The organism is Flagellimonas algarum (assembly GCF_040513375.1).
GTDB lineage: Bacteria > Bacteroidota > Bacteroidia > Flavobacteriales > Flavobacteriaceae > Flagellimonas_B > Flagellimonas_B algarum.
Genome location: NZ_JBEVTG010000002.1, coordinates 97524 through 110370, shown reverse-complemented (window position 1 = coordinate 110370; position 12847 = coordinate 97524). Strand labels below are relative to the sequence as shown.

Sequence of the window (12847 nt, the reverse complement as noted above, 5' to 3'; positions counted from 1 at the left end):
TATGCAAAAACTGTTCTTGGGATTGCTGCTGGCGTGCACTTCCCTTACTATGGCCCAACGCCCGCAAAACCTACCACAAGTAAAAATTTCAGGAACAGTCATCGACAAAGATTCAGGGCAACCCCTTGAATATGCCACCTTGGTCCTACAGTCGGTCCGCAATCCGGAAGTCGTCACCGGCGGCATCACCGATGCACAAGGCCGTTTCGAGGTCGAAACGACCGCAGGGCGGTACCACGTTTCGATCGAATACATTTCCTATACGACCTATCGCCTTGAAAATCAGCTGTTACGTTCCAATACGGATCTGGGGGTAATTTCACTCGCCATCGATGTTGCCCAGTTGGATGAAGTCGAGGTCATTGCGGAGCGGACCACGGTCGAATTGCGTCTGGATAAAAAGATTTACAACGTAGGCAAAGACCTTACCGTTCGTGGGGGTACCGTCAGTGATGTACTCGATAACGTACCGTCGGTTTCGGTCGATGTAGAAGGCAACGTGCAACTTCGTGGCAACGATGATGTCCGGATTTTGATCAATGGCAAGCCTTCGGCGATCACTGGATTGAACAGCACCGATGCTTTACGGCAATTGCCGGCTGAATCCATAGAAAAAGTGGAGGTCATTACCTCACCATCGGCCCGTTATGATGCTGAAGGATCTGGGGGTATTATCAATATCATTCTACGGCGTAGTAAATTGCAAGGATTGAATGGCGCCCTCACCGTCAATGGTGGATATCCGTGGTCGGCCGGGATCAACGGTAATCTCAACTACCGAACCGGGGATTTGAATTTTTTCACCAACACCGGGTATAATTACCGGGAGCGCCCCGGAAATTCCTTGAACGACACCGATTTTTTCGACAGCGATGGGCAGTTTACCAACAGTATTCGCGAAGAACGTGACTTTGAACGGGTCCGTAAAGGGCTGAACGCGAACTTCGGGCTTGAATGGTATGTCGGAAAGAACACTTCGATCACGAATTCCATATTTATCAGGGACCGTAACAATACCAGTGAAACCACGAACAATTTCAGCCAACGAAACGCCGGCGGAACGGAAACCTCCGGATTTCGCTTCGATCCCGAAACCGAGAATGACGATTCTTTTCAATATGCCTTGAATTTCGACACCCAATTCAATGGCAATTCAGATCATACGCTGACTTTTGCTTTTCAATACGAAACCAGTGATGAAGTCGAAGAATCGCTCATCGTACAAAATGGCTTTGACAGCGAACGCGTGCGCACGGCCGAAGACCAAGAACGGGTATTCTTTCAGTTGGATTATGTCGTACCATCAGGTAAAGGGGGGCAATTCGAGTTTGGTTATCGAGGGGACTTCAACCAATTGAATACGGATTATGACGTTGATTTCATCAGTCCTACGCTGACGGAGCTGGGTATTAGCGACCCGAGTAACGTACTCGAGTTCGAGCAGCGCGTCAATGCGTTTTACAGCCAATACGGCAATACCTTCGACAAGTTTTCCTTTTTGGCTGGACTACGTTATGAGGCCACCAAACAGATTGTTGAGCAATTGGAGACCAACGAATTCAGTGATAATGATTTCAACGGCCTCTTCCCTACCCTAAACCTGAATTATGAATTGAGCGAAGGGGAGAGTTTTCAATTCGGCTACAACCGTCGTATCCGACGCCCCCGGTCCTTTTTCCTCAACCCGTTTCCATCGCGTTCAAGCCCAACCAATCTATTTCAAGGGAACCCGAACCTGGCCCCCAGTTTTTCAAACCAAGTGGATTTCGGATACTTAAAGCGCTTTAAGAAATTGACCTTGAACGGATCCATCTATTACCAACGGGCCACGGATGTGATTACCTTCATCACCGAAGATACAGGTGAAACGACCTTGTTCGATGGCGAAACCGTCAGTATCATACGGCGTACACCGGTAAACCTCGCCAGTAACGAACGCTTTGGGTTCGAAGTGACCTCGAATTATCGCCCGACGCGAAAATGGAACCTCAATGGCAATATCAATATTTTCAATTTGATCACACGAGGTGATTTCAATGACCAAAACTTCGACGCGGAAAACTTAAGCTGGTTTATCCGTTTGAACAATAAGATCACTTTGCCCAAACAGATCGATTGGCAGACCCGTGTGTTTTATCGCGGCCCTACTGAAAACGCACAGACCAAAAACCAAGGCATTTTTTCAATGGATCTGGCCTTCAGCAAGGACTTTTTCAATGAGAAAGCATCATTGGCTTTTAACGTAAGCGATGTGTTCAATAGTCGAAGGCGGGTCAGTGAGACGGTAACGCCGTTCTTTGAGACCGACAGTGAGTTTCAATGGCGGGTTCGCAGTTATAACCTTTCGTTCACCTATCGCTTCAATCAGAAAAAGAAAAGAGGCCAACGCCAGCAGGATTTCGATGGGGATGGTGAAGAATTCGGAGCATAAAAAAAGGAGCTGAAAAGCTCCTTTTTAATTTATGCGTTTCGCTTGGCGCGTTTGGCCTCGCGTTTTTCCTTCCACATCTCGAGTAAATTTCCGGTCAACCAATAGGGTACTACAAAGGTCAACAAGAATATCATTAGCCAGAAACCGATTGTCAAAATGGTCAAAAACGCTAAAAATCCGAGATACTGATCAAATTCTACCATTGGTACTTTTATTTACAGGGCGAAGATACAAGGAAAAATTTGCAACTAAGTTATCGATCCTAAGAATTTTCCTTGGACCCGAACAGTTTCCTACGGAACATGCCGAACAGACCTACGGCCCCGAGTGCGATGAACTTCCAGAATTTCAATAACAATGCAAAGAATCCGGCTTTGGCCAAGACTTTTCCTGCAATGAGACCGCCAATACCGTAAGCCGCGACTTCATCAAGATCCGGGTTGAAATCGGAATATCTGTTGCCGCTGTTGAACTCCACGCTGGCGATAATGGGCTCGACATTCTCTTGCACCAAGGGCAGCTGTCCCATTTGACTGATAGCGTTCATGGTCAAGTATCCTTTGCGCCCTAAAATGCGGATGTTATAATTCAAGGTGTTTTCTTCCTCCCCTTCGAACTTGATTTCCTTGGCCCAATGGAGTTTTTTAGCCCCTTGGTCATAATAGGGTTTCGCGGCCCAACCGACGATTTCGATTCCGGGATACCCCATTTCGACACGACGATCGTTCTCGGCTACCGCATCTTCCTTCATCTGATCCATCAAATCATCATAATCGATATCCTCTGCATCCTCATCATCGATATAGCCGTCTTCGGAATAGGTAAGTTCAATGGCATAGGTAAAATCATCTCCCAGCAATGAAGTCCCTTCCGGAATCAACATCCCCAGGGGATCTGAAGGCGGATTGCCCCACAGGTCGGTAAGCAGACGTTGGGATTGCTCGGCATCCAAAAATCCGAAACCTTCCGGTACATGTAATGTGGCCAGGTCGTCGCCGATACTGATCTCGCCATGTTGGTACGTAAAAGAATCGTTGATACTGTCGAGCACCCTGGCATAAGCTTCCTCATCAAAGGAATCTTCGGTCGCCGTTGAATCGACTTGTCCGTGTAACACTAGTGCCCCAAAGGCACAAATCGTGGTCAATAGGTATTTTTTCATAGGTAATGATTTGGGGATTGGTTCATGGGACTTAACGTTCCTTTAAGAAAAATATTGGGGGAAGTGGCGCCTTTTTCATGGGAAGAAAAAGAACTGGCTATCTTTGTTCCATATTATTTGCAACTATGACGTATCGTATCGAAAAAGACACTATGGGCGAGGTGAAAGTCCCCGCTGACAAATACTGGGGCGCCCAGACCGAACGCTCTAGGAATAACTTCAAAATAGGACCAGCCGGATCTATGCCCCTTGAGGTGGTCAAGGGCTTTGCTTATCTAAAAAAAGCGGCTGCATATACCAACCACGAACTCGGGGTCTTAGCGGTTGAAAAACGGGACCTGATCGCATCCGTTTGTGACGAAATCCTTGCCGGCAAGCACGACGATCAATTTCCATTGGTGATTTGGCAGACCGGATCGGGTACCCAAAGCAACATGAACGTCAACGAAGTCATCGCAAACCGCGCCCATGAAATTGCCGGAAAGGTCATCGGGGAAGGCGAAAAGACCATTCAGCCCAACGATGATGTGAACAAATCACAATCTTCGAACGATACCTTCCCTACCGGAATGCATATCGCGGCCTACAAGAAGATCGTCGATGTGACCGTACCCGGTGTCGAACAGTTACGAAATACCTTGGACGCCAAGGCCAAAGCCTTTTCGAAAGTGGTCAAAATCGGACGCACCCATTTGATGGATGCCACGCCTTTGACGCTTGGGCAGGAGTTTTCAGGCTATGTCTCCCAGCTCGATCACGGGCTAAAAGCGTTGAAGCATACCATGGGGCATTTGGCTGAATTGGCCTTAGGGGGTACTGCGGTAGGTACCGGTCTCAATACCCCCAAAGGATATGATGTGACGGTAGCGCGTTATATTGCTGAATTCAGTGGACTTCCCTTTGTGACCGCCGAGAACAAATTCGAAGCCCTTGCTGCGCATGACGCGATCGTCGAAACCCATGGAGCTTTGAAACAATTGGCCGTTTCCTTGAACAAAATCGCCAACGATATTCGTATGATGGCTTCCGGACCACGCTCAGGAATCGGGGAAATCATCATTCCTGCCAACGAACCCGGAAGTTCGATCATGCCCGGAAAAGTGAATCCGACACAATGTGAGGCCATGACCATGGTCTGCGCCCAGGTCATGGGTAACGATGTCGCCGTTACCGTCGGTGGTACCCAAGGGCATTATGAGCTCAATGTCTTTAAACCCATGATGGCTGCCAACATCCTGCAGTCTGCCCAATTGATCGGGGATGCTTGTGTCAGTTTCGATGTGAACTGTGCTGCGGGAATCGAACCCAATCACGATACCATCGAACGGCTGTTGAACAACTCCTTGATGCTCGTTACTGCCTTGAATACGAAAATAGGCTACTACAAAGCAGCTGAAATCGCCAATACGGCCCATCAAAATGGAACGACTTTGCGTGAGGAAGCGATCAATCTCGGGTATGTCACCGCGGAAGAGTACGATGCTTGGGTAAAGCCCGAAGATATGGTGGGGAGCTTGAAATAATCATTCGCGAAACGAAAATGCAAAAAGGGCGGTCAAATCAATGACCGCCCTTTTCCGTGTATATAGTGTGTGTAGTGTTTAGGAAGCTTACTTTAGGGTGAACTTCGAAGTACCCAACAATTTCAAGCCGTCGTCATAAACATTCACCATGTAGTTCCCTTTTTGGAAATTACTGGCCGGTTTGTTGATGTAATCGCAGACATCCAATGAACTATTCTCATAGTAGAAACTAGTGCCCTTGCTGTAGGTAATCGATGCCCCGTCTTCGTTCGACTTGCTGAAGCTTTCGCCCAAAACGTTCCCTTGTGGGTCAAGTACTTCGATGAAGAACTCACGATCACCAGCTTGGGCGATTACGTTATCGGCAACGGTAAAACAAACTTTGAACTTATCGGTAGCTTTCGCTCTTGAAGTTGAGACCAATCGGCCGCTATTGCGTTCTTTCACCGCATCGATCTTGAATTCCGAAAGGTTCAAGGCCGAACCTCTTTCAACGGCATCAGCCAATTGGGTGTTCTGCACGACCAATGAATCGTTGAATACGGTTTGTTTTTCCAACTCGACAAAGGTACTGTCGCGTTGCATGGCCAACAATGAATTCGATTGGGTCAAGGAATCGACCTGCTTCAAAAGCTCTTCGCGTTCCGCTTTCAAGACACTCACTTGGCGACGGTATCTTGATAATGAGGCGATATCGGCCTTCATACCTTGCACCGAGTCGATATATTTTGCAATGTTGTCCCTTGCAGCGACCAATTCCTCATTGGTGGCATTGCTTTCAAGGATCGCTTTGTCATACTCTGACTTCAAACTGTTCAAGTCTTCAACCACCAAATCTTTTTCCTGCTTTAAGGCAGTAGTGGTTTTTTTCTTGTCTTGGTAAAGACTAACGGTGTAGATGATGGTCCCTAAAAGGATCACCCCTAAAAGGCCCGCTATCACTTTCAATCCGTTGTTACTTTTTGTCTCTGTCATAATTTTGATTTTAGTAATCGCTCTAAAAAATTATTTCTAGTGTTTGGTTTATATACGTCATGGTTTTCGATTTAGATTTCGGTCGGTTCTTTTTCCGACAAAAAACTTTGGTAAGCCTTTAAATACGTAGCTTTAGGGAAATAAAAAAATAATGCGGTTTTTCTATTGCATGCTTGGCTTGACCGTTTTCATTGCCTTTTCCTGCCGGGATAATCAAGCTTCGACCTCCACCGAAAAGGGAAATGACCTCTCACAAAACCATTTGGTCGTTACTCCGATTGAACATGCCACTTTTATTTTGGAATGGAACGGGGTGGTACTTTATGTGGATCCCGTTGGGGGAAAAGAAGCCTTTGCCGGACAAAAGCCTGCCGACCTGATCCTGATTACGGACATCCATGGCGACCATTTCGACCTCGGGACTTTGAAAGCCCTCGAAACCACCAAGGCAAAGATCATTTTGCCCCAAGCCGCCGCCAAAGGGATGCCCAATGAATTTGACCCCCAGTTGGATGTCTTACACAATGGCGATCAAAAAGAACGCTTTGGGATTACCATTACGGCGATTCCAATGTACAACCTTCGCGAAGCGGCACTTGATTTTCACCCTAAGGGTCGCGGTAATGGGTATGTATTGGAAATGGCCGATGAACGGATCTATATTTCGGGGGATACGGAAGACATCCCTGAAATGCGGGCACTGAAGGATATCGATAAGGCTTTTGTCTGCATGAACCTCCCCTATACCATGGACGTAGCGAGCGCCGCGGATGCTGTCTTGGAATTCCGGCCCAAAGAAGTGATTCCCTATCACTACCGCGGTAGTGCCGGGTTAAGTGACGTGCAACGTTTCAAAAGAATCGTGAGGTCGCAAAACGATGGAATCAAAGTTAGCCTGCTTCGATGGTATTGAGGCGTTTATCGGATGAGCTTTTTGTACTTGATCCGCTTTGGCATGATATCGGTGCCCAAACGTTTCTTCTTATTTTCTTCGTAATCGGAGAATGATCCCTCGAAAAAATAAACTTGCGAATCCCCTTCGAAGGCTAAAATATGGGTGCAGATCCGATCCAAGAACCAGCGGTCGTGGGATATGATCACGGCACAGCCCGCGAAATTTTCCAGACCTTCTTCGAGTGCCCGGAGGGTATTGACATCCAAATCATTGGTAGGTTCATCAAGCAGCAATACATTGCCTTCTTCCTTTAAGGTCATGGCCAGGTGCAAACGGTTCCGCTCGCCACCTGATAACATATTGACTTTTTTGTTCTGTTCGCTCCCAGAAAAATTGAAGCGGCTCAGATAGGCCCTGGAATTCACTTGTTTGCCACCCATCATGACCAGTTCTTGGCCGTCACTGAAATTCTCCCAAATCGTCTTCTCAGGGTCGATATTGGAATGGCTTTGGTCGACATAGGCCAATTTAGCGGTATCGCCAACGGCAAAGGATCCTTTATCGGGGCTTTCCTCGCCCATGACCATTCTGAATATGGTCGTTTTTCCAGCCCCGTTCGGACCGATTATCCCAACAATACCTGCTTGTGGCAACTTGAAGTTCAGGTCTTCATAAAGCAATTTATCCCCAAACGCCTTGCTAACCCCACTGGCCTCAATGACGTTGGTCCCCAATCTAGGTCCATTGGGGATATAGATTTCAAGTTTCTCCTCGAGTTGTTTTTGATCTTGATTGGCCAACTTATCGTAATTCTTCAAACGGGCCTTTTGTTTTGCCTGTCGGCCTTTGGCCCCTTGACGTACCCATTCCAACTCGCGTTCCAAGGTCTTTTGGCGTTTGGAAGCCTGCTTGCTTTCTTGGGCCAAGCGTTTTGCTTTTTGGTCTAGCCATCCAGAGTAGTTACCCTTCCATGGAATTCCCTCACCACGGTCAAGTTCCAAGATCCATCCTGCGACATTATCCAAGAAATACCGGTCGTGCGTTACGGCGATGACGGTGCCTTTGTATTGGGCCAAATGATGTTCCAACCAATGTACCGATTCGGCATCCAAATGGTTGGTCGGCTCATCCAATAGTAAGACATCCGGTTCTTTGAGCAATAACCTGCAAAGGGCGACGCGTCGGCGTTCCCCTCCTGATAATACTGATATGGGTTGGCTACCTTCCGGGGTTCGTAAAGCATCCATGGCGATTTCCAACTTGGTATCCAACTCCCAAGCATTGCTGGCGTCGATTTGGTCTTGCAAAGCTGCTTGCTTGTCCATCAACTTTTGCATTTTATCGGCATCCTCATAGACCTCGGGTAGCCCGAACATGTCATTGATCTTGTTGTATTCATCCAAGATGGCGACCGTTTCGGCCACCCCTTCTTTGACCACTTCCAATACGGTCTTCGATTCATCCAGTTGGGGTTCCTGTTCTAAGTATCCCACGGTATATCCGGGTGAAAAGACGACATCGCCCTGATAGTTCTTATCGACTCCGGCTATGATCTTCAACAGGGTCGACTTTCCCGATCCGTTCAATCCCAAAATGCCGATTTTGGCGCCGTAGAAAAAACTGAGGTAAATGTTCTTCAAAACGGGGGTATTGGCCGTCTTGAAGGTTTTGGTCACGCCGGTCATTGAAAAAATGACCTTTTTATCGTCTGACATAGGTGTATGTTCTTGGTAGTGTTATTTAAATATTGAATTTTCGAAGGTCCCTCCCGCTAAAAGTGCAAACCGATCATACCCTTCCTTTAAGGGCATTGAACACCCAGGCTATGGCAAAGAAGCCGACACCGACCGCACCGAAACCGTAACCTGCGACTTCATCATATTTGAACGCCCCTAAGGCGATCATTCCCAATCCCACCACGATCATTATTATCGTAGCATAGGTCAACACTGTGTTCTTGTTCATTCCCATAAGTTCCTATAAGTGAAAATCAAATATCGTAAAAAATGCCCCAACCTTAACCTCGGCATTCATATTTGTCGTAGTATCTTAGCTGGACCGGAAATATAGGAAACATGGATATCAATTTCAATAAAAACGAGGACCATAACAAACTGCAGCTCTCCGAACTGCGGAATCGCTTTGCCAAAGTCAAATTGGGCGGCGGTAAAGGTCGAATTGAAAAGCACCATGCCAAAGGAAAGTTGACCGCTCGTGAGCGTATCGCTTATTTGCTCGATGATGATGATCAAAGCATTGAAATCGGTGGTTTCGCCGGGGAGGGCATGTATGAAGAACACGGGGGTTGTCCTTCGGCCGGGGTGGTGGTCAAAATCGGCCACGTACACGGCAGGCAATGCATTGTGGTGGCCAACGATGCCACCGTTAAAGCCGGTGCCTGGTTTCCGATTACCGGAAAAAAGAACCTTAGGGCCCAGGAATTGGCCATAGAGAACCGTTTGCCCATTATCTATTTGGTCGACAGTGCCGGGGTATACCTGCCGATGCAAGATGAGATTTTTCCAGATAAAGAACACTTCGGGCGTATTTTCAGGAACAATGCCATCATGAGCAGCTCAGGGATTACGCAGATCGCTGCCGTAATGGGAAGTTGTGTGGCCGGTGGGGCTTATTTGCCCATAATGAGCGATGAAGCCCTGATCGTTGATAAGACGGGCAGTATTTTCTTGGCAGGAAGTTACCTTGTCAAGGCGGCTATCGGTGAAAGTATCGATAACGAAACCTTGGGTGGGGCGACGACCCATTGCGAAATCAGTGGGGTAACCGATTACAAAGCCAAAGACGACAAAGCCGCCTTGGATACCATCAAAGGGTTGATATCCAAAATCGGCAATGCCGAATCGGCGGGGTACAATCGCGTTAAGGCCAAAGCCCCAAAAGAGAACCCAGAGGATATCTTCGGAATCCTGCCCCGCTCGCGATCCGATCAATACGATATGTTGGAAATCATCAAACGCCTGGTCGATGATTCCGATTTTGAACAATACAAAGAAGGATACGGGAAGACGCTATTGACCGGCTATGCCCGAATCGATGGTTGGGCCGTAGGTATTGTGGCGAACCAGCGTAAAGTGGTCAAAAGCGGTAAAGGTGAGATGCAATTCGGTGGGGTGATCTATTCGGATTCGGCCGACAAGGCTACCCGCTTTATCGCCAATTGCAACCAAAAGAAAATCCCATTGGTCTTTTTACAAGACGTTACCGGCTTTATGGTGGGTAGTAAGAGTGAACATGGGGGCATCATCAAAGACGGTGCGAAAATGGTGAACGCGGTCAGTAATTCCGTAGTACCTAAGTTTACCGTGGTGGTCGGTAATAGTTATGGAGCAGGTAACTATGCCATGTGCGGCAAGGCCTATGACCCCAGGCTAATCGTGGCCTGGCCTAGTGCCGAATTGGCCGTTATGAGCGGAAACTCCGCGGCCAAGGTATTGTTACAGATCGAAAAGGCGGCCTTGGAAAAGAAAGGGGAAACCTTTGATGCTAAAAAAGAAAAGGACTTATTCGATACCATTAAGGCACGGTACGATCAACAAATCAGCCCGTACTATGCCGCAGCACGCCTTTGGACCGATGCCATCATCGATCCCTTAGCGACCAGGAAATGGATTTCCGCCGGAATCGAAGCGGCGGATCATGCTCCTATAACCAAGCCATTCAACCTTGGGGTCTTACAAGTTTAGTTGGCCGTAAAGGTGAAGAACAGCTGTTCTTTGTCGCTGTCCTTGTCCAAGCGTACCAGATGCTCTTCCGAACGTTGGTTCGGTTTTCCGTAGTTGTAATGTACCGTACACTTGACCCAATTCGGGGTTTCTTGTGCCGTGTTCAGGTTGGTCACGTACACCTGCCATTGGCCCACGGCCATGTCTCCCACGATCTCGAATTGTTCGACCGAATATCCATGCCGGCGTTCATTGACGATGGCCTGTTTGTCGGCCAAGGCCGAATGCTCCCAATCGAAAAAACGGTTTTGGGGGTTCACGAACTTCAATACGAAGGCGTCGGAAGCCCCTTGCCAATCGATGACCAACCGGGCATTGTAGGTCAGGTTGTTGCGATACGCGGCATCGACCTGGTCCAAATCGAGCTGTCCTTTCTTTTGGTTGACCAAATTGCGTAGTTCGGTGGCCGCGACCTTATGCAGCGGACTGAAATCGGTACCCGGATCCAAGGTGCCGGTCACCATACCGTTGAGCAATTGAAGGGCCTGTTGGTAGTTGCCCGCCTTTTTGTGCGTCATGGCCAAATCGAAGTGCGCCTGGATCTTCTTCGGATGACCTTCGGTCAGCAACCGCGCGGTCAACAAGGCTTTCTGATTTGCGCCCAAATGCACGTAATTCAAATAGAGGGCACGCAGCGCGTCATAACCCAGGTCCAGTTCGATGATGTTCGAAAGTACCTTATCGGCCAAACGGGTATTGGCCGTTCGGAAATAATCGGCCACATCGATATAATAGTGGAATTGCTCCTTATACGCTCCGCGTTGTTCCAAATACAATTGATACGCCTCCTTGACGCTCTTGGCCTTTTTCAGGGCCTTGAGGTATTTGGTGTTCAACTGTCCCTTCTTCGAGACCAACTTGCCTTCGAAGATGTTGTCGGTCAGACGCGCGCGATCGATCGGTTTGCCCGAAGCATCCCCACCTAAGGAAGTCTTGGTCGTGATCAAGATCACCCCATTGACCCCTTGGGTGCCATATCGGTTAGTAGCTGCAAGGCCTTTCAAGACCGTTACTTCCGCAATATTGGCCGTGTTGATAAAATCAACATTACCATTATTTGAAAGTGGAACTCCATCGACAACGATCATTGCGAATTGCACCTGTTCCAGCGAATTTATACCTCTGACGACGACGTTGTTCAAGGTACTCTTGTTATCCTCTCCGGGTTTGGTAATCGTGATTCCAGGCACCTTCCCATAGAGCGCTTCGCTAGCCTTGGCTTCGTTGTCATCGATATCCTCATCAGCAACGGTACTGACCACATAGCCTACGGCATTCTTGTTTTCCAACCCATACCCTGTACGGATTTTTTCGGGGCGTTCCAAAAATCGATCTTTGACCACGACTTCATCCAGCGCTACCGTTTGGGAATCCAAAAAGAATTGGATTTCGTCGTCTCTCGTCTTAATCGTACGAATGACTTCTTCTTGTTGATTGATGGCCACGCGTAATGAATCCCCTATCTTTCCAAAATACTCAAACCGTCCGTTCTCGTCTGTGACTACGGGTTCAGAACCATCAGCACCCAATACCCTGATATTTTCCAGAGGCTTACCATCCAAATACACAACACCAAAAATTCCTTGTGCATCACGCGTCTTATCTTTGGCTTTGGGATCAAGATCTACCAGGTCGATTCGGTTCAACAAGGCCCATAAGTTCAAGGTCTTTCGGTCGGCATCTTTTGTATTGACCACGAGCATGTCGCCAGGGTCCAAGGATAGGAAATCATTGGAATCGATCTTTCTCCCGTCCGTGAACACAATGGCGCGACCTGCGCGTTCAATTCCGTTCAGGTTGGCAAAATCGGTGCTTCCATCATAGACAATCCCTTCCAAGGCCGCATGGAACTCTTGTCTATTCCCTGCAACCTGGTAATCGGCAACCTCCCAAGTGTCCGAAAAAAGAAACAGTCGAACGCTTTGTATCTGGTCTTGAGCCAAAATACTGTCGAGAAAAGCAACTTCTTTTTTGATATCCGATTTCCAATGTGAAAGGGAATTATCCCAAAAAACGGTCATAACCTTTTCTTGGGCACCGACCATGATGCAGAGAAAAAATAGAAAGATGCTCAAAACGGAATTGGAGGGTCGTGTTATCATAGTTTGAAAATAGCCA

At 47.8% G+C, this 12847-nt stretch carries 10 protein-coding genes; 4 read left to right on the top strand and 6 right to left on the bottom strand.

What is annotated here, in order from left to right:
• Position 1 precedes the first annotated feature (1 nt).
• Positions 2–2431 carry a TonB-dependent receptor gene (locus ABV409_RS07635; RefSeq protein ID WP_353876986.1) on the top strand — a complete coding sequence of 810 codons (2430 nt, stop codon included), beginning with the start codon at positions 2–4 and terminating at the stop codon, positions 2429–2431.
• A 29-nt stretch (positions 2432–2460) separates the two neighbouring features.
• Here ABV409_RS07635 and ABV409_RS07630 read toward each other — a convergent pair whose 3' ends face one another.
• Both ABV409_RS07630 and ABV409_RS07625 read right to left on the bottom strand, forming a co-directional pair.
• Positions 2461–2634 (bottom strand): hypothetical protein, encoded by a 174-nt coding sequence (locus tag ABV409_RS07630; protein ID WP_353876985.1) that lies wholly within the window; start codon positions 2632–2634, stop codon positions 2461–2463.
• A 59-nt stretch (positions 2635–2693) separates the two neighbouring features.
• A complete protein-coding gene (locus ABV409_RS07625) occupies positions 2694–3593 on the bottom strand; it encodes a DUF2167 domain-containing protein (protein ID WP_353876984.1) in 900 nt (299 codons plus the stop codon).
• Positions 3594–3718: 125 nt separating this feature from the next.
• On the opposite strand from ABV409_RS07625, the gene fumC reads away from it, so the two are divergent.
• Complete coding sequence (gene fumC / locus ABV409_RS07620) at positions 3719–5116, top strand: class II fumarate hydratase (RefSeq protein ID WP_353876983.1); 1398 nt, start codon at positions 3719–3721, stop codon at positions 5114–5116.
• 87 nt (positions 5117–5203) lie between these two features.
• On the opposite strand, the gene ABV409_RS07615 is transcribed toward fumC, so the two are convergent.
• On the bottom strand, positions 5204–6091 hold the full coding sequence (locus ABV409_RS07615; protein ID WP_353876982.1) for a hypothetical protein: 888 nt from the start codon (positions 6089–6091) through the stop codon (positions 5204–5206).
• Between the two features lie 151 nt (positions 6092–6242).
• On the opposite strand from ABV409_RS07615, the gene ABV409_RS07610 reads away from it, so the two are divergent.
• Positions 6243–7004, top strand: coding sequence for an MBL fold metallo-hydrolase (locus tag ABV409_RS07610; protein ID WP_353876981.1), 762 nt, complete (start codon positions 6243–6245; stop codon positions 7002–7004).
• 5 nt (positions 7005–7009) lie between these two features.
• Here the strand turns inward: ABV409_RS07610 and ettA are convergent, their stop codons facing one another.
• Positions 7010–8701: an energy-dependent translational throttle protein EttA gene (gene ettA, locus ABV409_RS07605; RefSeq protein ID WP_353876980.1), complete on the bottom strand. Its 1692-nt coding sequence runs from the start codon at positions 8699–8701 to the stop codon at positions 7010–7012.
• A 73-nt stretch (positions 8702–8774) separates the two neighbouring features.
• Positions 8775–8957, bottom strand: coding sequence for a CAL67264 family membrane protein (locus ABV409_RS07600; RefSeq protein WP_353876979.1), 183 nt, complete (start codon positions 8955–8957; stop codon positions 8775–8777).
• 104 nt (positions 8958–9061) lie between these two features.
• On the opposite strand from ABV409_RS07600, the gene ABV409_RS07595 reads away from it, so the two are divergent.
• Positions 9062–10690 carry an acyl-CoA carboxylase subunit beta gene (locus ABV409_RS07595; RefSeq protein ID WP_353876978.1) on the top strand — a complete coding sequence of 543 codons (1629 nt, stop codon included), beginning with the start codon at positions 9062–9064 and terminating at the stop codon, positions 10688–10690.
• Here ABV409_RS07595 and ABV409_RS07590 read toward each other — a convergent pair.
• The gene (locus ABV409_RS07590; protein WP_353876977.1) at positions 10687–12831 is read right to left on the bottom strand and encodes a TonB-dependent receptor plug domain-containing protein; all 2145 of its coding nucleotides are present in this window, start codon (positions 12829–12831) and stop codon (positions 10687–10689) included. The genes ABV409_RS07595 and ABV409_RS07590 overlap by 4 nt on opposite strands.
• Between the last annotated feature and the right edge of the window lie 16 nt (positions 12832–12847).

Excerpts from the sequence above, each read along its gene's own strand:
- ABV409_RS07635 (WP_353876986.1), top strand. The coding sequence starts at position 2 with ATGCAAAAACTGTTCTTGGGATTGCTGCTGGCGTGCACTTCCCTTACT.
- ABV409_RS07610 (WP_353876981.1), top strand. The coding sequence starts at position 6,243 with ATGCGGTTTTTCTATTGCATGCTTGGCTTGACCGTTTTCATTGCCTTT.
- ABV409_RS07615 (WP_353876982.1), bottom strand. The coding sequence starts at position 6,091 with ATGACAGAGACAAAAAGTAACAACGGATTGAAAGTGATAGCGGGCCTT.
- fumC (WP_353876983.1), top strand. The coding sequence starts at position 3,719 with ATGACGTATCGTATCGAAAAAGACACTATGGGCGAGGTGAAAGTCCCC.
- ABV409_RS07595 (WP_353876978.1), top strand. The coding sequence starts at position 9,062 with ATGGATATCAATTTCAATAAAAACGAGGACCATAACAAACTGCAGCTC.
- ABV409_RS07630 (WP_353876985.1), bottom strand. The coding sequence starts at position 2,634 with ATGGTAGAATTTGATCAGTATCTCGGATTTTTAGCGTTTTTGACCATT.
- ABV409_RS07590 (WP_353876977.1), bottom strand. The coding sequence starts at position 12,831 with ATGATAACACGACCCTCCAATTCCGTTTTGAGCATCTTTCTATTTTTT.
- ABV409_RS07625 (WP_353876984.1), bottom strand. The coding sequence starts at position 3,593 with ATGAAAAAATACCTATTGACCACGATTTGTGCCTTTGGGGCACTAGTG.
- ettA (WP_353876980.1), bottom strand. The coding sequence starts at position 8,701 with ATGTCAGACGATAAAAAGGTCATTTTTTCAATGACCGGCGTGACCAAA.
- ABV409_RS07600 (WP_353876979.1), bottom strand. The coding sequence starts at position 8,957 with ATGGGAATGAACAAGAACACAGTGTTGACCTATGCTACGATAATAATG.